This is a genomic window from Streptomyces sp. NBC_01314 (genome assembly GCF_041435215.1).
In the GTDB taxonomy this organism is placed as follows: Bacteria; Actinomycetota; Actinomycetes; order Streptomycetales; family Streptomycetaceae; genus Streptomyces.
Map to the genome: position 1 here is coordinate 5,643,430 of NZ_CP108394.1, position 16,785 is coordinate 5,660,214.

General features: G+C 67.8%; 16 protein-coding genes and 1 tRNA gene. 8 read left to right on the forward strand and 9 right to left on the reverse strand.

Annotated features, from left to right (window positions below):
- The first annotated feature begins 8 nt into the window (after positions 1–8).
- The 5 genes from OG622_RS24750 (at position 9) to pknB (ending at position 7,302) form a co-directional block, all read left to right on the forward strand.
- The gene (locus tag OG622_RS24750; protein WP_371578825.1) at positions 9–542 is read left to right on the forward strand and encodes an FHA domain-containing protein; all 534 of its coding nucleotides are present in this window, start codon (positions 9–11) and stop codon (positions 540–542) included.
- Positions 543–670: 128 nt separating this feature from the next.
- Positions 671–2,200: a Stp1/IreP family PP2C-type Ser/Thr phosphatase gene (locus OG622_RS24755; RefSeq protein ID WP_371578826.1), complete on the forward strand. Its 1,530-nt coding sequence runs from the start codon at positions 671–673 to the stop codon at positions 2,198–2,200.
- Between the two features lie 27 nt (positions 2,201–2,227).
- Positions 2,228–3,679 carry an FtsW/RodA/SpoVE family cell cycle protein gene (locus OG622_RS24760; RefSeq protein WP_371578827.1) on the forward strand — a complete coding sequence of 484 codons (1,452 nt, stop codon included), beginning with the start codon at positions 2,228–2,230 and terminating at the stop codon, positions 3,677–3,679.
- On the forward strand, positions 3,676–5,145 hold the full coding sequence (locus OG622_RS24765; RefSeq protein ID WP_371578828.1) for a penicillin-binding transpeptidase domain-containing protein: 1,470 nt from the start codon (positions 3,676–3,678) through the stop codon (positions 5,143–5,145). The genes OG622_RS24760 and OG622_RS24765 overlap by 4 nt, the downstream gene beginning before the upstream one ends.
- A gap of 168 nt (positions 5,146–5,313) precedes the next feature.
- Positions 5,314–7,302 (forward strand): Stk1 family PASTA domain-containing Ser/Thr kinase, encoded by a 1,989-nt coding sequence (pknB, locus tag OG622_RS24770; RefSeq protein ID WP_371578829.1) that lies wholly within the window; start codon positions 5,314–5,316, stop codon positions 7,300–7,302.
- Positions 7,303–7,473: 171 nt separating this feature from the next.
- On the opposite strand, the gene OG622_RS24775 is transcribed toward pknB, so the two are convergent.
- The 6 genes from OG622_RS24775 to OG622_RS24800 are packed head-to-tail and all read right to left on the reverse strand — an operon-like array spanning position 7,474 to position 11,920.
- Positions 7,474–8,214 carry a class E sortase gene (locus OG622_RS24775; protein ID WP_371578830.1) on the reverse strand — a complete coding sequence of 247 codons (741 nt, stop codon included), beginning with the start codon at positions 8,212–8,214 and terminating at the stop codon, positions 7,474–7,476.
- A gap of 25 nt (positions 8,215–8,239) precedes the next feature.
- A complete protein-coding gene (locus OG622_RS24780; RefSeq protein ID WP_371578831.1) occupies positions 8,240–9,502 on the reverse strand; it encodes a class E sortase in 1,263 nt (420 codons plus the stop codon).
- Complete coding sequence (locus tag OG622_RS24785; RefSeq protein WP_371578832.1) at positions 9,499–10,149, reverse strand: aminodeoxychorismate/anthranilate synthase component II; 651 nt, start codon at positions 10,147–10,149, stop codon at positions 9,499–9,501. Before OG622_RS24785 ends, OG622_RS24780 begins: the two co-directional genes overlap by 4 nt.
- Positions 10,146–10,307 carry a hypothetical protein gene (locus OG622_RS24790; protein ID WP_037689719.1) on the reverse strand — a complete coding sequence of 54 codons (162 nt, stop codon included), beginning with the start codon at positions 10,305–10,307 and terminating at the stop codon, positions 10,146–10,148. The genes OG622_RS24785 and OG622_RS24790 overlap by 4 nt, the downstream gene beginning before the upstream one ends.
- A gap of 54 nt (positions 10,308–10,361) precedes the next feature.
- On the reverse strand, positions 10,362–11,054 hold the full coding sequence (locus tag OG622_RS24795) for a class E sortase (RefSeq protein WP_371578833.1): 693 nt from the start codon (positions 11,052–11,054) through the stop codon (positions 10,362–10,364).
- A 17-nt stretch (positions 11,055–11,071) separates the two neighbouring features.
- Complete coding sequence (locus OG622_RS24800; protein WP_371578834.1) at positions 11,072–11,920, reverse strand: DUF881 domain-containing protein; 849 nt, start codon at positions 11,918–11,920, stop codon at positions 11,072–11,074.
- A 142-nt stretch (positions 11,921–12,062) separates the two neighbouring features.
- Here OG622_RS24800 and crgA point away from each other — a divergent pair, with 142 nt between their 5' ends.
- Complete coding sequence (gene crgA, locus OG622_RS24805; RefSeq protein ID WP_045558527.1) at positions 12,063–12,317, forward strand: cell division protein CrgA; 255 nt, start codon at positions 12,063–12,065, stop codon at positions 12,315–12,317.
- A gap of 312 nt (positions 12,318–12,629) precedes the next feature.
- Here crgA and OG622_RS24810 read toward each other — a convergent pair whose 3' ends face one another.
- Positions 12,630–13,514, reverse strand: coding sequence for a rhomboid family intramembrane serine protease (locus tag OG622_RS24810; protein WP_371578835.1), 885 nt, complete (start codon positions 13,512–13,514; stop codon positions 12,630–12,632).
- Between the two features lie 156 nt (positions 13,515–13,670).
- Positions 13,671–14,204, reverse strand: a complete 534-nt coding sequence (locus OG622_RS24815; protein ID WP_371578836.1) for a peptidylprolyl isomerase — start codon at positions 14,202–14,204, stop codon at positions 13,671–13,673.
- Between the two features lie 361 nt (positions 14,205–14,565).
- On the opposite strand from OG622_RS24815, the gene OG622_RS24820 reads away from it, so the two are divergent.
- A complete protein-coding gene (locus OG622_RS24820; RefSeq protein ID WP_371584203.1) occupies positions 14,566–15,267 on the forward strand; it encodes a DUF5324 family protein in 702 nt (233 codons plus the stop codon).
- A gap of 460 nt (positions 15,268–15,727) precedes the next feature.
- Here OG622_RS24820 and OG622_RS24825 read toward each other — a convergent pair.
- Positions 15,728–15,800: transfer RNA gene (locus OG622_RS24825), tRNA-Ala, on the reverse strand.
- A 181-nt stretch (positions 15,801–15,981) separates the two neighbouring features.
- Between OG622_RS24825 and OG622_RS24830 the strand changes: the two genes are divergently transcribed.
- Positions 15,982–16,530: a transcriptional regulator gene (locus tag OG622_RS24830; RefSeq protein WP_037689714.1), complete on the forward strand. Its 549-nt coding sequence runs from the start codon at positions 15,982–15,984 to the stop codon at positions 16,528–16,530.
- Positions 16,531–16,785 lie beyond the last annotated feature (255 nt).

The following is a 16,785-nucleotide window of genomic DNA, read 5'->3' on the forward strand; positions in this document are numbered from 1 at the left end:
CGGGGGCAATGTCAGAGCTGACCCTCACGGTCATGCGGCTGGGTTTCCTGGCCGTACTGTGGCTGTTCGTGATCGTGGCCGTGCAGGTCATCCGCAGCGACCTGTTCGGTACGCGCGTCACCCAGCGGGGGTCGCGCCGGGAGGCCGCGCGGCCACAGCAGGCCGCGCGCCAGGCCGCCCCTCCACAGCAACGCGGCCAGCAGCCCGCGCCCGCCACCGGCGGCGGCGGCGGGCGCCGCGGGCGCAACGCCCCGACCAAACTCGTCGTCAGCGAGGGCACGCTGACGGGCACCACCGTGGCGCTGCAGGGCCAGACAATCAGCCTGGGCCGTGCACACGACTCCACGATCGTGCTGGACGACGACTACGCCTCCAGCCGGCACGCCCGGATCTACCCGGACCGCGACGGCCAGTGGATCGTCGAGGACCTGGGGTCCACCAACGGCACGTATCTCGACCGGAACCGACTGACGACTCCCACGCCGATTCCGCTCGGCGCGCCGATCCGCATCGGCAAGACCGTCATCGAGCTGCGGAAGTAGTGCTACATCATGAATAGGCGCGAGCGGAGCGAGCACGCAGCGGCGGCCCCCACCAAGGGCTCCGGCGCGCTCCCGACCGGAGGGTGGGCACCGTGCGGATGTACCCGGAGCCGACAGGCGAGGTGCGCATGAGTCTGTCACTGCGCTTCGCCGCCGGATCGCACAAAGGCATGATCCGCGAGGGCAACGAGGACTCGGGCTACGCCGGTCCCCGGCTGCTCGCGATCGCCGACGGCATGGGCGGCCAAGCCGCCGGCGAGGTCGCCTCCTCCGAGGTGATCTCCACCCTCGTCACGCTCGACGACGACATCCCCGGCTCCGACATCCTCACCTCCCTCGGCACCGCCGTGCAGCGCGCCAACGACCAACTGCGCGCGATGGTCGAGGAGGACCCCCAGCTGGAGGGCATGGGCACCACGCTCACCGCCCTGCTGTGGACCGGTCAGCGACTCGGCCTCGTGCATGTCGGCGACTCACGCGCGTACCTCCTCAGGGACGGCGTCCTCACCCAGATCACCCAGGACCACACCTGGGTCCAGCGTCTGGTCGACGAGGGCCGCATCACCGAGGAGGAGGCCACGACCCACCCGCAGCGCTCCCTGCTGATGCGCGCGCTGGGCAGCGGCGACCACGTCGAGCCCGACCTCTCCATCCGCGAGGTCCGCGCCGGAGACCGGTACCTGATCTGCTCCGACGGACTGTCCGGCGTCGTCTCCCACCAGACGATGGAGGAGACCCTCGCCAGCTACCAGGGCCCGCAGGAGACCGTGCAGGAGCTGATCCAGCTCGCGCTGCGCGGCGGCGGTCCGGACAACATCACGGTCATCATCGCCGACGTCCTCGATCTCGACACCGGAGACACCCTCGCCGGGCAGCTCTCCGACACCCCGGTCGTGGTCGGCGCGGTCGCCGAGAACCAGCTCCACCTGCAGGACAACGGCATCATGCAGACCCCGGCCGGCCGCGCCTCCGGGCTCGGCCGCCACGGGCACGGACAGGGCGGCGGCGAGTTCGGCCCGCCCGGCTCCGGCGACAGCACCGGGTACATGCCGGCCTCGGGCAGCTTCAACGACTACTCGGACGACGACTTCGTCAAGCCGCACAAGAAGCGCAGGTGGCTGAAGAGATCCTTCTTCGGCATCCTCGCGCTCGCCGTGGTCGGCGGGGGCCTGTACAGCGGTTACCGCTGGACGCAGACGCAGTACTACGTCGGCTCCAACGACGACCATGTGGCGCTGTACCGCGGCATCAGCCAGGACCTGGCCTGGATCTCGCTCTCGAAGGTGCAGAAGGACCACCCCGAGATCGAACTCAAGTACCTCCCGCCCTACCAGCAGAAGCTGGTCGAGGCCACGATCGCCGAAGGCGGTCTGAACGACGCCGAGAAGAAGATCACGGAGCTCTCCACCCAGGCGTCGGCGTGCAAGAAGAACGCCGAGCGCCGTGAGGCGGCGGACAACAACGCCAAGACCGGCGAGGGCGAGGCCGGCGGAGTCACGGGAACCACGAAGACCTCCCTCACGTCCAAGGCCACACCGTCCCCGACGTCGAAACCGTCGACGTCCCCGACCCCGACCCAGACCGCACCCACACCGTCGACCGGCCCCAGCCTCTCGGAGGAGGAGCAGGAACTGGTCTCACGGTGCGGTGAGCAGTAGGCAAGCCGCGAGGGGCCCACTCACACGATGAGCAGTACTACCAACCCATCGACGCAGCACACGTCCACGATCGGCGCGATCGGCACCCCGAGCCGACGCAACACCGAGCTGGCGCTGCTGGCGTTCGCGGTCGTCATCCCGGTGTTCGCCTACGTCAACGTGGGTCTCGCCCTGAACGACGAGGTCCCGGCCGGTCTGGCCGCGTACGGCATCGGCCTCGGCGTGCTGGCCGGCATCGGCCACCTCGTCGTACGCAAGTTCGCGCCGTACGCGGACCCGCTGCTGCTGCCCCTGGCCACACTGCTGAACGGCCTGGGGCTGGTGGCCATCTGGCGGCTGGACCAGTCGAGCCTCCTGCGAGGCCTCGGTGTGGCCGGTGGAAAGGCGACCAACCAGCTGATCTACACGGCGATGGGCATCGCGCTCCTCATCGCCGTGCTGATCTTCCTCAAGGACCACCGCACCCTGCAGCGCTACACCTACATCTCCATGGTCGGTGCGCTGGTCCTGCTGCTGCTCCCCCTGGTCCCGGGCCTGGGCGCCGACATCACCTACGGCGCCAAGATCTGGATCCAGGTCGGCAGCTTCACCATCCAGCCCGGCGAGTTCGCCAAGATCGTGCTGGCGGTGTTCTTCGCCGGCTACCTGATGGTGAAGCGCGACGCGCTCGCGCTGGCCAGCCGCCGCTTCATGGGCCTGTACCTACCGCGCGGCCGCGACCTCGGCCCGATCATCGTCGTCTGGGCGATCTCGATCCTCATCCTGGTCTTCGAGACCGACCTCGGTACCTCGCTCCTGTTCTTCGGCATGTTCGTGATCATGCTGTACGTCGCCACCGAGCGGACCAGCTGGATCGTCTTCGGTCTGCTGATGTCCGCGGCCGGCGCCGTCGGCGTGGCCAGCTTCGAACCGCACGTCCAGACCCGTGTCCAGGCCTGGCTCGACCCGTACCGCGAGTACCAGCTCAGCCGCGCCGGGACCAGCGACGGCATCGTCCACTCCGAGCAGGCCATGCAGGCCCTGTGGGCGTTCGGCTCCGGTGGCACCCTCGGCACCGGCTGGGGCCAGGGCCACTCCGAGCTCATCCGGTTCGCCGCCAACTCCGACTTCATCCTCGCCACCTTCGGTGAGGAACTGGGACTGGCCGGCGTGATGGCGATCCTGCTGCTCTACGGCCTGATCGTGGAGCGCGGCATCCGCACCGCCCTCGCCGCCCGCGACCCGTTCGGCAAGCTGCTCGCCATCGGCCTGTCCGGCGCGTTCGCCCTCCAGGTCTTCGTCGTCGCCGGCGGCGTGATGGGCCTCATCCCCCTGACCGGTATGACGATGCCCTTCCTGGCGTACGGCGGTTCCTCCGTCATCGCCAACTGGGCACTCATCGGCATTCTGATCAGAATCAGCGACACCGCGCGCCGGCCCGCGCCCGCCCCCGCCCCGAACCCCGATGCCGAGATGACCCAGGTGGTCCGCCCGTCATGAACAAACCTCTGCGCCGCATCGCGATCTTCTGCGGGCTCCTGGTCCTCGCCCTGCTCATCCGCAACAACTGGCTCCAGTACGTCCAGGCGGATTCCCTTGCCACCCACAAGGACAACCGGCGCGTCGCCATCGAGCGCTATGCCACGCCTCGTGGCGACATCATCGTCGACGGCAAGGCCATCACCGGGTCCGCCGCTTCCAAGGGCCTCGACTACAAGTACAAGCGCACCTGGAAGAACGGCGAGATGTGGGCGCCGGTCACCGGCTATTCCTCGCAGATCGTCGGCGCCTCCCAGCTGGAGAACCTCGAGGACGGCATCCTCACCGGCAACGACGACCGGCTCTTCTTCCGGAACACGCTGGACATGGTCACCGGCAAGAAGAAGGAGGGCGGCAGCGTCGTCACCACCCTCAACGCCGCAGCGCAGAAGGCGGCCTTCGAGGGCCTCGGTGACAAGAAGGGCGCCGTCGCCGCGCTCGACCCGAAGACCGGCGCAATCCTCGCCCTGGCCTCCACTCCCTCGTACGACCCGTCGACCTTCGCCGGCATCAGCAACAAGGACAGCGAGACCTTCACGAAGCTGGACAAGGACTCCGACAAGCCGATGCTGAACCGCGCGCTGCGCGAGACCTACCCGCCGGGCTCCACCTTCAAGGTGGTCACGGCCGCCGCGGCGCTGGAGAACGACATCGTCTCGGGCATCGACGACAAGACGAGCACGCCCGACCCGTACCAGCTGCCCGGCACGAAGACCGACCTCACCAACGAGCACGGCGTGTGCAAGAACGCCACCCTTCGTTACGCGCTGATGGTCTCCTGCAACACCGTCTTCGCGAAGATGTCGGACAACGTCGGCAACGAGAAGATGCGTGAGCAGGCCGCGAAGTTCGGCTTCAACGAGGACGAGCTGGACGTCCCGGTCCGCGCCGCCGAGAGTGTCTACCCCGAGGACAACGCGCCGCAGAACGCCATGGACGGCATCGGTCAGGCCTCCAACCGCAGCACCCCGCTGCAGATGGCCATGGTCGCCTCGGCCGTGGCCAACGACGGCGAGCTGATGAAGCCGTACATGGTCGACCAACTGCGCGCCTCCAACCTCGACGTCATCGAGACGCACGAGCCCGAGACGCTCTCCCAGGCGGTCTCACCGGACACCGCCCAGGCACTGCAGGACATGATGGAGACCGTCGTCAGCGACCCGCAGGGCACGGGCGGCAGGGCGAAGATCGGCGGCGGTGTCACCGTCGGCGGCAAGACCGGCACCGCGCAGCACGGTGTGAACAACAAGGAGAAGCCGTACGCCTGGTTCATCTCGTACGCCAAGCTCAGCGACGGCAGCTCGCCGGTCGCCGTGGCCGTGGTCGTCGAGGACAGTGACGCCGAGCGTGGCGACATCTCCGGTGGCGGTCTCGCCGCCCCGATCGCGAAGAGCGTGATGCAGGCAGTGATCAACAGCAAGAAGTGACCCCGCTCACGTCACCTTCACATCGGTGCACGTTGCGATACCGGTCCTGTATCGGGTGACGCGGTTGGCCAGGTCACAGAGGGCGAGCCGGGTACCGTATCCCGGAGCACAGCCGCCGGACCACACATGGGTGCGGTCGGGACCGACGGAGAGGGCTGGTAGCAAGCTATGGAAGAGCCGCGTCGCCTCGGCGGCCGGTACGAGCTGGGCCAGGTGCTCGGCCGTGGTGGCATGGCGGAGGTCTACCTCGCGATGGACACCCGCCTCGGCCGCACCGTGGCGGTGAAGACGCTGCGAGCGGACCTCGCGCGCGACCCCACCTTCCAGGCCAGGTTCCGCCGGGAGGCCCAGTCGGCCGCCTCACTCAACCACCCCGCGATCGTGGCGGTGTACGACACGGGCGAGGACTACATCGACGGGGTCTCGATCCCGTACATCGTCATGGAGTACGTCGAGGGTTCCACCCTCCGTGAGCTCCTCCACAGCGGCCGCAGGCTGCTGCCGGAGCGCTCCATGGAGATGACCATCGGCATCCTCCAGGGCCTGGAGTACGCCCACCGCAACCAGATCGTCCACCGCGACATCAAGCCTGCCAACGTCATGCTGACGCGCAACGGCCAGGTCAAGGTCATGGACTTCGGCATCGCCCGCGCCATGGGCGACTCCGGCATGACGATGACGCAGACGTCCGCGGTCATCGGCACCGCCCAGTACCTCTCCCCGGAGCAGGCCAAGGGCGAGCAGGTGGACGCCCGTTCAGACCTGTACTCGACGGGCTGTCTGCTCTACGAACTGCTCACGGTCCGCCCACCGTTCATCGGTGACTCCCCCGTGGCGGTCGCATACCAGCACGTACGGGAGGAGCCGCAGCCCCCGAGCGTCTTCGACCCGGAGATCACGCCGGAGATGGACGCCATCGTCCTGCGTGCGCTGGTCAAGGACCCGGACTACCGCTACCAGTCCGCCGACGAGATGCGCGCCGACATCGAGGCCTGCCTCGACGGCCAGCCCGTCGCGGCCACCGCGGCCATGGGCTCGGTCGGCTACGGCGGCTACCCCGACGACCAGCCGACCACCGCCCTGCGCGCCGACGCCGGTGCCACGACGATGCTGCCACCGGTCGGCCCGGACGACGGCTACGGCTACGACGACCGCCAGGGCCGCCGCCGACAGCAGAAGAAGAACAACACCTCGACGATCCTCCTGGTCCTCGCGGGTGTGCTGGTGCTGATCGGCGCGATCCTCATCGGCAGGTGGATGTTCCCGGGGAACGACGCCTCCAAGGAGACGTTCAAGAACCCCAGCTTCGTCGGACAGTCAGAGGCCGAGGCCAAGAGATCAGCAATCAATGTTGATCTCGAGGTGGCGGTCACCAAAGACGAGTGCGAGAACCAGAAGACCGGCAACGTCTGCAGCCAGAATCCTGCCGCCGGCGATCCGGTCAAAAAGGGCGACACCATTGCCCTGGTGATCTCGACGGGCGCTCCGAAGATCACGGTTCCCGACGTCCAGGGCATCAAGTTCGACGAGGCCGAGGCCCAGCTCACGGACAAGGGCTTCAAGGTCGAGAAGAAGACCGAGGAGTCCGAACGCACCGCAGGCATCGTGATCGCCCAGGACCCGGACGGCGGAAAGATCGAAAAGGGCTCCACGGTCACGCTGACGGTCGCCAAGGCTCCGGACAAGGAAACCGTCCCGGACGTGTCCCGGCAGAGCTGTGACGCAGCCAAGAACCAGATGGCGGCCAACAACCTCGTCGGCACCTGCACCGAGGTCGAGACCGACGACGACAACCTCGTCGGCAAGGTCGTCGCGACCACCCCCGAGGCGGGCTCCGAGCTCAACAAGGGCGACACGGTGACCATCCAGATCGGCAAGGCTGCCGAGGAGGAGGAGCCGGAGGCCGAGGTCCCGAACGTCGTCGGACGGACCGTGGGCCAGGCCAAGCAGATCCTGCAGGCAGCCGGCTTCACCAACATCCAGTTCGCCAACGGCAGCGACCAGAGCGACACCGCGCTGGTCACTGACCAAGACCCGGACGGCGGCAACGACGCCGACCCGACCCAGACGACGATCACCCTCGCGTCGGTCGGCTTCGGCGGTAACAACGGCAACAACAACAATGGCGGGAGCGACGGCGGCGGCTTCTTCGGATAGCCCCACCGGTTCCCGCGACGAGGACTGATCCACCACCTCGTCCTGTGTGACGAAGGAGCCCCGGCACCCTCCCTGAAGGGGGTGCCGGGGCTCCTTCGTCATTGCGATGTTTCACGTGAAACCGGCTGTTTCACGTGAAACATGCCCAAGGGCAGGAAACCGGCGAGACAGCTACCGCAGTTCCTTCGGCAGCGTACGTTCCGCGTTAACGCGCTCCACCCGCTCCAGCTCGCCCCACACGACGAACCGGTACCGGGACGTGTAGACGGGCGTGCAGGTGGTGAGGGTGATGTACTTGCCGGCCTTCTTCCTGCCGGACTCCTTGGGGATGTTCGACAGGACCTTGACGTTGTACTTCGAGGTCTCGGTGAGGGTGTCGTAGACCTTGTAGACGTACCAGTTGTCGCGGGTCTCGAAGACGATGGAGTCGCCCTTGCCGAGCTTGTCGATGTTGTGGAACTTCGCGCCGTGGCCGTCGCGGTGGGCGGCGAGGGTGAAGTTGCCGTCCTTGTCGGAGCTGGGCAGCGTCGCCTTGACCGGGTTGGTGTAGTAGCCGGCGACGCCACCGTTGAGGATCTTGGTGGAGGTGCCCTTCTTCACCAGGACCTCGCCGTTGTTCATGGCGGGGACGTGCAGGAACCCGATGCCGTCCTTGATGTCCAGGGCGCCCGGACCGGTGTCGGAGGCCCAGTTGTCGCGGACCTTGTCCGCTTCCTTGTCCGCCTCGCGGTCGGCGAGCACGTTCGTCCACCACAGCGAGTAGACGACGAACAGGCCGAGCACCAGGCCCGCGGTGATGAGGAGTTCACCGAAGACACTGACCGCCATGGCCAGCCGGCTCATACGGCGGCGGCGCGGCGCGCTCTCGGGTGCGCCTGTCTTCTCTTCGGTGTCGTCGGTGGTCACTGCCACAGTTCTTCCGCCCTTGGTCGAGCCCCTACTGGACGAGCGCGTCGGGCTTTCCCTCGCTGCGCGGCCGTTCCTCCACCATCTTGCCCCACACGATCATGCGGTACTTGCTCGTGAACTCCGGCGTGCACGTGGTCAGCGTGATGTAGCGGCCCGGCTCGGTGAACCCCGACGCGGGGGGCACGGCATTGAGCACGCTGACGTTCGACGGCGGTGTCACCGGCAGGATCGAGGCCATGTCGTAGACGTAGTACTTGTCCTGCGTCTCCACGACGATCGGGTCGCCCGGCTCGAGCCGGTTGATGTAACGGAACGGTTCACCATGGGTGTTGCGGTGACCCGCGATGCCGAAGTTGCCCGTCTTGTCCTCGGGCATCGCCGTCTTGATGCTGTTCTGGTCGTAGTGCCCGACCATCCCGCGGTCCAGGACCTTCGACTTGCTGATGCCCTCGGCGATCGGCACGACGACGTCCAGCTTCGGAATGTGCAGGATGGCGAAACCCTGCCCCGGCTCGAACGCACCCGGCGCGCGCCTGCCGCTCTTCCACTCCTCCTGGAGGCTCGTCGCCTCCCTGCCCGCCTGCTGATGGGCCCGGATGTTCGACCACCAGAGCTGGTACGTGACGAACAGCAGCATCACCACACCGGTGGTGATGAACACCTCGCCGATGGCCCGGCTCGCGATCACTCCCGCGCTGGGCTTCCGTGCCCGCGCCGCCCGCCGCGCCTCGATCCTGGAGAGGGGCGCCGACGCCTCACCGGCCGCGAGTAAGGGCTTCTCGGGCCCCTGAGCGGCTCTGGAGACCTCGGGGGCACCCGGGGAGCCTCCGTGCCTCCCGTGCCGCCTGGCGGCCTTACGACGGGCCGCACGGCCCGCGGTGACAGCCGAGGGAGGTATCGATTCGGCCGTCGCCGCTATCCGCCGCGCATCCTCCACCCGGAGCGCCACGGTCTCCTCGTCGATCGGAGGGTGCTCCTGGGCGACGTCGGTCGAAGGTCCCGCGTGGACGGTCGCCGCTTGATAGGTCTCGTACGGACCGTCGTACGGTGCCCGGGGACGCGGCTCGTAGGCCTCGTACGGCTCGAACGAGGGCTCCTCGTACGGCTGCTGCCCGTACCAGTCGGCCGGGGCGTACTGCGGCGTCTGCTGGGGGGCCCACTGCTGGGGCTCGGCCGTGCCGCCGAACGGCACCCCCGGCTCGAAGGCCTCCGCCTCGAACGACTCGGCGCCCCCGTACGCGGCCTCGCCGCCGTAGGGGGCACTCTCGCGCTCGGGGCGCAGTGCCGTCACGCCGTGGCCCTGCCCACCACGGGGGCGAGCCCCGTCGACCTCGCCACGGCCCCTTGGTCGCCGCATTCCGCCAGCCAGTTGGCGAGCATGCGGTGGCCGTGCTCGGTGAGCACCGACTCGGGGTGGAACTGCACGCCCTCGACGGGCAGTTCACGATGCCTGAGGCCCATGATGATCCCGTCGTGGGTGCGCGCCGTGACCTCCAGCTCGGCCGGTACGGTCGTCGGCTCGGCGGCCAGGGAGTGGTAGCGGGTCGCCGTGAAGGGGGTGGGCAGGCCCGCGAAGACGCCCTTGCCCCCGTGCTCCACCAGCGACGTCTTGCCGTGCAGCAGTTCGGGAGCGCGGTCCACCACACCGCCGTACGCCACCTGCATGGACTGCATGCCCAGGCAGACTCCGAAGACGGGGACACCGGTCGTGGCGCAGTGGCGGACCATGTCGACGCAGACGCCGGCCTCCTCGGGGGTTCCCGGCCCGGGGGACAGAAGCACGCCGTCGAAACCGTCCTGGGCGTGCGAGGTCGCCACCTCGTCGTTGCGCAGCACCTCGCACTCGGCGCCCAGCTGGTACAGGTACTGGACCAGGTTGAAGACGAAGCTGTCGTAGTTGTCGACGACGAGGACGCGGGTGGATCGGGCGGCACTCACTGGTCGTTCACCGTCACATCGTTGAAGGGGAGCAGGGGCTCCGCCCAGGGAAAGACGTATTGGAAGAGGACATAGACGACGGCCAGGGTCAGCACGAGGGAAACCAGCGCCTTCAGCCACGCGTTACCCGGCAGATGCCGCCAGATCCAGCCGTACATGCCGTCCCTTCCTTCACACCACGGCACCGGACTCACGCCCGTACCGCCACCAGACTAACGGCGTAGTGCCTCCGGTTTCCCTGACTCCGCAGGCTGTGTGGATTCCAGATGGCCCCAGACGATGAGCCGATGGCTGTGTCCCCACTCCGGGTCGCACGTCGTCAGCGTCAGATAGCGCCCCGCGCGTGTGTACCCCGACTTCGTCGGCACGGGGTCGATGACCTGGACGTCCGTGGGCAATGTCCGATAGGGACCCGTGTCGATGACGTACGTGAACCAGTCCGCACCGTCGGTCAGGACCACCGCGTCGCCGGGGCGCAGCTTGGCAAAATCTTTGAAGGGATCACCGTACGTGCGGCGGTGGCCGGCGACAGCGAAGTTCCCCTTCTGCCCCAGCTGCGTGGTGTTCGCGTAGTGCCCGAGCCCTTTCTTGAGAGTGTCCGTCTTCGTACCCTCAAGGACGGGCTTGTTCCACGTGGAACCGAGGCGCGGGATGTACATGAGCGCGAACGGCCTGCCGTACCGGTACGGGGCGGGCGGCGCCGGAGCCGCCGAGGCGCCCGGGTCGGACGCCGACTGCACCGGCTGCTTCGCCCACTGGTCCTGGAGCAGGTCGATCTGGCGGTTCATCTCGGTGTCGGCCCTCACGCCGGTCCAGAACAGCACGTAGACGACGAAGAGCACGATCAGGGCGCCGACGGTGACGCAGAGTTCGCTGACGGTCCTCACGATCACGCGCACCGACACGGGTCCCCCGGCTGCCGTTAGTCCACGGGCTTCGCGTACTTCAGATCCACTGTGCCCGAGTAGCCGGGAAGAGTCACCGGCCCGTCCTCGGTGACTTTCCAGCCCAGCCCGTAGACGTTGACGTACACCATGTAGTTCTGGATCGCCTCGCTCGCGGCGAGCGACTTCTGCAGCTTCTCCGGGTCACCGACGGCCTGGATCCTGTACGGGGGCGAGTAGACGCGGCCCTGGAGGATCAGGGTGTTGCCGACGCAGCGGACGGCGCTGGTGGAGATCAGCCTCTGGTCCATGACCTTGATGCCCTCGGCGCCGCCCAGCCACAGGGCGTTCACCACGGCCTGCAGGTCCTGCTGGTGGATGACCAGATAGTCGGGCTGCGGCTCGGGGTAACCGGGGAGCTTGGCGGTGGCGTCCGGTGGAGCGTCGTTGAGGGTGACCGTGAGGCCGTCGCCCTTGAGCTTCTGGGTGCCGGCGTTCTTCTCCAGGGCCTTGAGCCGGGCGTCCTCGGCCTTGGTGCTGCCGTCGTCCCGCTCGGCGAGGGCCTCGACATCGTCCCGGAGCACCGCGTTGGACTCGTCGAGCTGCCCGTTCTTGTGGCTGCGCTCCTGGATCAGGTCGGAGAGCTTCAGCAGCGAGGCGTCCGTACGGATGTTGGTGCCCTTGGCCGTGTCGAAGCTGGTGAAGAAGATCAGCCCGGCGAGGGCGAAGACCCCGACCGTGAGCACGCGCACGGGGCGGATCCCGCCGCGGGTGGAGGTGTCCCCGTTCCGGGCGGCGGGCTCGGAGCCGGTCCCGGAGGAGTCACCGGACCCGGCCTCCGGGGAGGTGCCGGAACCAGCCTTGGGGGAGTCGGCTGAATTGCTCAACGTACCCTTATCTCCTTAGGCGCCGCGGAAGCACTACGCTAACGGACGCCCGGGGGAGCAATCAGTGTCCCCTTGTACGCTGCCCCGGAGCCCGCCACAGTTCCCTGCGCGGCCACGCAGCGCATCGACAGGAGAGACCCTCGTGCCGAAGTCACGTATCCGCAAGAAGGCCGACTACACGCCGCCGCCGTCCAAGCAGGCCACGAACATCAAGCTGAACAGCCGCGGCTGGGTGGCCCCGGTCATGCTGGCCATGTTCCTCATCGGGCTGGCCTGGATCGTGGTCTTCTATGTGACCGACGGTTCACTGCCGATCGATTCCCTCGGCAACTGGAACATCGTGGTCGGTTTCGGCTTCATCGCCGCGGGATTCGGCGTCTCGACCCAGTGGAAGTAGGGGTCTCGACCCGGTGGACGTAGCTCTCCCCAGAGCTATCCACGGAGTTATCCACAGATGTTTTCCACAGTGGGGAAAAAGAACGACGATCTGTGGATAACTCACCGGGCGTTGACGCCGGTACGACCGGTACGACTGACCTACCGGCATCCGCAAGCGTGTTCGCCCCCTGCCTGACCTGCGAAAATGTAGGTGAGCGACAGGGGGCACACCTGTTCCCGCACTCTATGCACAAGATCCGCCACAGTCTGTGGACAACAGTGCTGTAACGGTGCCGAGGGAGCGCCGGACCAGTCACGGTCCGCCATCACCTCAGGTCAGCTGCGCGGTCCTGAGCAGCGTCATGACCACCACGGCGACCAGTACCACAGCACACACGCCGTACTGGACCAGCGCCCGTCGCTCACGCGGTGCGTGCACCATCGCGTAGCCGATCAGCACACCACCGACGAGGCCGCCGACGTGGGCTTCCCAGGCGATGCTGGACCAGCCGAAGGTGATGATCAGGTTGATGACCAGCAGGATGATGACCGGGCGCATGTCGTACCGCAGCCGGCGCATGAGGACGGCTGTCGCACCGAAGAGGCCGAAGATGGCGCCGGAGGCGCCGACGGACGCCTGGTTGGGCTCGGCGAGGAGATAGGTGAGCGCGCTGCCCGCGAGACCTGAGACGAAGTAGAGCGCCAGGTAGCGGGCTCGGCCGAGGGCGGCTTCCAGAGGGCCGCCGATCCACCACAGGCTGAGCATGTTGAAGGCGATGTGCATCTCGCCGCTGTGGAGGAACATCGACGTCAGCAGCCGGTACCACTGGCCCTCGGCGACGCCTTGCCAACCCAGTTCCGGGACCCAAGCCTGCCCGATGAGGCTGAACCGGTCGGTGAAGGTGTCACCGGCCGACATCTGCACCAGGAAGAGCAGCAGGTTCGCGCCGACCAGGATCTTGGTGACAAGCCGGGGGTCGGAGGTGACCGTGCCGCCCGCGAGGGTGCGCGGGGCGGAGGCGGAGGGCGCGTGGCCTGTGCCGGAGCCGCCGCGGACGCATTCGGGGCACTGGAAGCCCACGGAGGCGCTCACCATGCACTCGGGGCAGATGGGGCGCTCGCAGCGGGTGCAGCGGATACCCGTCTCGCGGTCCGGGTGCCGGTAGCAGGTGGGCAGGCTCTGCGCGTCCTGCGAGCTGCTCGCCTCCTGGTCCATCGGGTCCCCTCCGTCTCGTGTGCGGAACGCATCCGCCCCGCCCATCCTTACGGATGAGCGGGGCGATTGGTTCCCTTCGGGACCTTGTGAACCTTTCGGCTCCGGCCCTCGCGGTGAACCCTGCGTGCTCGGCCCTCAGGACTGAGCAGGGCGGGCTCAGCCCTGGCGGGTCTCGACGACGACCGACTCGATGACGACGTCGTTGACCGGGCGGTCGGTGCGCGGATTGGTCTGGGCACCGGCGATGGCGTCCACGATCTTCTGGCTGCTGGCGTCGGCCACCTCACCGAAGATGGTGTGCTTGCGGGTCAACCACGCCGTCGGGGAGACGGTGATGAAGAACTGCGAGCCGTTGGTGCCCGGACCGGCGTTGGCCATGGCCAGCAGGTAGGGCTTGTCGAAGGCGAGGTCCGGGTGGAACTCGTCCGCGAACTGGTAGCCGGGACCACCGGTGCCGTTGCCCAGCGGGTCACCGCCCTGGATCATGAATCCACTGATCACCCGGTGGAAGACCGTGCCGTCGTAGAGCTTGTCCGTGGACTTCTGCCCGGTGGCCGGGTTGGTCCACTCACGCTCGCCCTGGGCGAGCTCGACGAAGTTACGGACCGTCTTGGGCGCGTGGTTCGGCAGCAGCCGTACCTCGATGTCGCCGTGGTTCGTCTTCAGGGTGGCGTACAGCTGCTCTGCCACGATCTGCCTTCCGTTGTCCTCTGTGACTCCCCCGATCCTCGCACGGACGACGCCGTCCGTCCGCCGACGCCCACCCTCTCGTACGGCGGGTGCGCGGAAAACCGGTCGAGTACCCCCCGGTACCGGCGCGCTTCGCGGCGATCCGTGGCATTGTCGGCACTGTCGTGGACAAGTTCCCGTTGTCCCGCATTCATCCTCTATTGCACGTGACCGGTTCAGAGCGGCTCTTGCTCGATGATCAGCCGGAGTCGGAGCCCATGACCCGGATGCCCGCCCGCACATGCCCCGGAGCGATCCGGGAGGCATGATCCCCAAAAGGGTGGAAAGTCGAATGACGTACGCCACCGAGGAGGAGGATCCCGTGACCCGCATCGACAGCGTGCGTGCCGCGACCGGCTCGGCCAAGGACAGCGTGCTGCACGCCGCGGAAGTGGTGGCGCCCTACGCCGACACGGCAAAGGACAAGGCCTCGCACTACGCGCATGAGGCACGCGTACTGATCGCGCCGAAGGTGTCGCAGGCCGCGGAACAGGCACGCGTCCAGTACGGCGCCTTTGTCGTCCCGCGCCTGGAGCAGGCCCGCACACATGTTCCGCCGAAGGTCGACTACGCGGCCCATGAAGCCGCCGTCCGCACCCGCAAGGCGGCCCGCCAGGCCGCTGATTACTCCCGTCCCCGCATCGAACAGGCCGTGGCCGCCGCCGGCCCCGTGCGCGAGGAGGCCACCGCCCGCAGTGTCGCGGCGCTGGCCGCACTGCGCGGACAGGTCTCGCCCCAGCAGATCCAGAAGCTGGTCCGCAGGCAGCAGCGCCGCGCGAAGCTCGGCAGCGCCGTCAAGGGCCTGGCCGTGCTTGGAGTCCTGGCGGGCGGCGCCTTCGCCGCCTGGAAGTGGTGGGACAAGCAGGCCAACCCCGACTGGCTGGTCGAGCCCCCCGCCGCCACCGAGGTCTCCGACCCCGGTCGCCTGTCCTCCGTCGACGGCAGCGGCCAGTCCGCCCTCGACCCCGAGGTCCAGGCCAAGCAGGCCGAGGAGGAGGCCGCCGACCGCGACGACCGCCCCTGAGGACCGGCAGCCGAGGTCATTTTTTCGCGACTGCCGCCGCCGTGACCAGTTCTCTCCCGGCTCGGTCTCGCTTGCCCGGAGGTCGGTTCGACGGAACACCTTGCAACAGCCCTGTGGGGCAGAAGACTTGCAGCTCTTCTGCCCCACAGGGCTGTTTCACGTGAAACAGCCCTGCCCTTCAGTACACGGAACACAGCAGCCGGAATGTATTGGTCCGGTTGCAAAGGGTGATGCACACATTCGGCCGCGCACCCTTGTGACTCAGAGCACCGTTTTCGCATATGCGTACGCCGACACGTGCCAGCCCCCGTCGCCCCGTTCCAGCGGCCTTCTCTTCCTGGACTGCACAGATAGCGATCGCGACGACCCCCACCCGGAGCACCCCCGACGATCCGGGCACCGGAGGCAGGAAAAAGGCCGGGCCGGATGTCCTGAGACATCCGGCCCGGCCAATCCACTGTGGAGCCTAGGGGAGTCGAACCCCTGACATCTGCCATGCAAAGACAGCGCTCTACCAACTGAGCTAAGGCCCCGAAAGGGAAGCGTCCACCCGGAACAACCGACCCCGGGAGGCTTCGCAGACCAGAGTACCGGGTCACCCCCCGGATCTCGCAAAAAGATTAGGGGTCCCCGTGAACGACCACTCTCCGTAAGATGCTCGTCGTGGTTCGCTACAGCGAACCACGGTATTTGGGGAAGCGATGGGGAGACGCAATGGACGCCGCACAGCAGGAAGCGACCGCAAGAGCCCGGGAGCTGCAGCGGAACTGGTACGGAGAGCCACTGGGGGCGCTCTTCCGTAGGCTCATCGAGGACCTGGGTCTCAACCAGGCCCGTCTCGCGGGGGTGCTGGGCCTGTCCGCACCGATGCTGTCGCAGCTGATGAGCGGTCAGCGTGCCAAGATCGGCAACCCGGCAGTGGTCCAGCGGGTGCAGTTGCTGCAGGACCTGGCGGGCCAGGTCGCGGACGGCAGCGTGAGCGCCGCCGAGGCGACCGAGCGCATGGACGAGATCAAGAAGTCACAGGGGGGATCGGTGCTCAGCAACACCACGCAGTCGACGACGAGTTCGGGGGCGCCCACGGTCAAGCGGGTCGTCCGCGAGATCCAGTCACTGCTTCGCTCGGTGGCGGCCGCGGGCGACATCATCGACGCGGCGGACACCCTCGCCCCGACCCACCCGGAACTGGCAGAGTTCCTCCGGGTGTACGGCGCGGGCCGCACGTCGGACGCGGTGGCGCACTACCAGTCCCACCAGAACTGAGCCCAAGGCCCGGTCCCCGGAAGGGGGTTCGGCGGCCGGGCCGAGGCCGAAGATGTGGACGAGGGGTCTGTAGGCCCCTCGAGAGCCACGGAGACGTAGACGTAGGCTCCGGAAGAGTCGGCAAGCGCATCGGAACAGACGTACAGGAGGAACAGAGGCGAGAAGCAGGCCCCGGGGGAAGCCGGGCACGTGCGAGCCGGCTCCGCGGAGCGCGGTGCGAGCGCCGTGTCCTCCGCCGACGGGCAGCCAAAGGGG

Bases quoted from the DNA above. Each gene is read 5' to 3' on its own strand.
- OG622_RS24750 (WP_371578825.1), top strand. From the start codon at position 9: ATGTCAGAGCTGACCCTCACGGTCATGCGGCTGGGTTTCCTGGCCGTA.
- OG622_RS24755 (WP_371578826.1), top strand. From the start codon at position 671: ATGAGTCTGTCACTGCGCTTCGCCGCCGGATCGCACAAAGGCATGATC.
- OG622_RS24760 (WP_371578827.1), top strand. From the start codon at position 2,228: ATGAGCAGTACTACCAACCCATCGACGCAGCACACGTCCACGATCGGC.
- OG622_RS24765 (WP_371578828.1), top strand. From the start codon at position 3,676: ATGAACAAACCTCTGCGCCGCATCGCGATCTTCTGCGGGCTCCTGGTC.
- pknB (WP_371578829.1), top strand. From the start codon at position 5,314: ATGGAAGAGCCGCGTCGCCTCGGCGGCCGGTACGAGCTGGGCCAGGTG.
- OG622_RS24790 (WP_037689719.1), bottom strand. From the start codon at position 10,307: ATGTACGGCTGGATCTGGCGGCATCTGCCGGGTAACGCGTGGCTGAAG.
- OG622_RS24810 (WP_371578835.1), bottom strand. From the start codon at position 13,514: ATGGACCAGGAGGCGAGCAGCTCGCAGGACGCGCAGAGCCTGCCCACC.
- OG622_RS24830 (WP_037689714.1), top strand. From the start codon at position 15,982: ATGGACGCCGCACAGCAGGAAGCGACCGCAAGAGCCCGGGAGCTGCAG.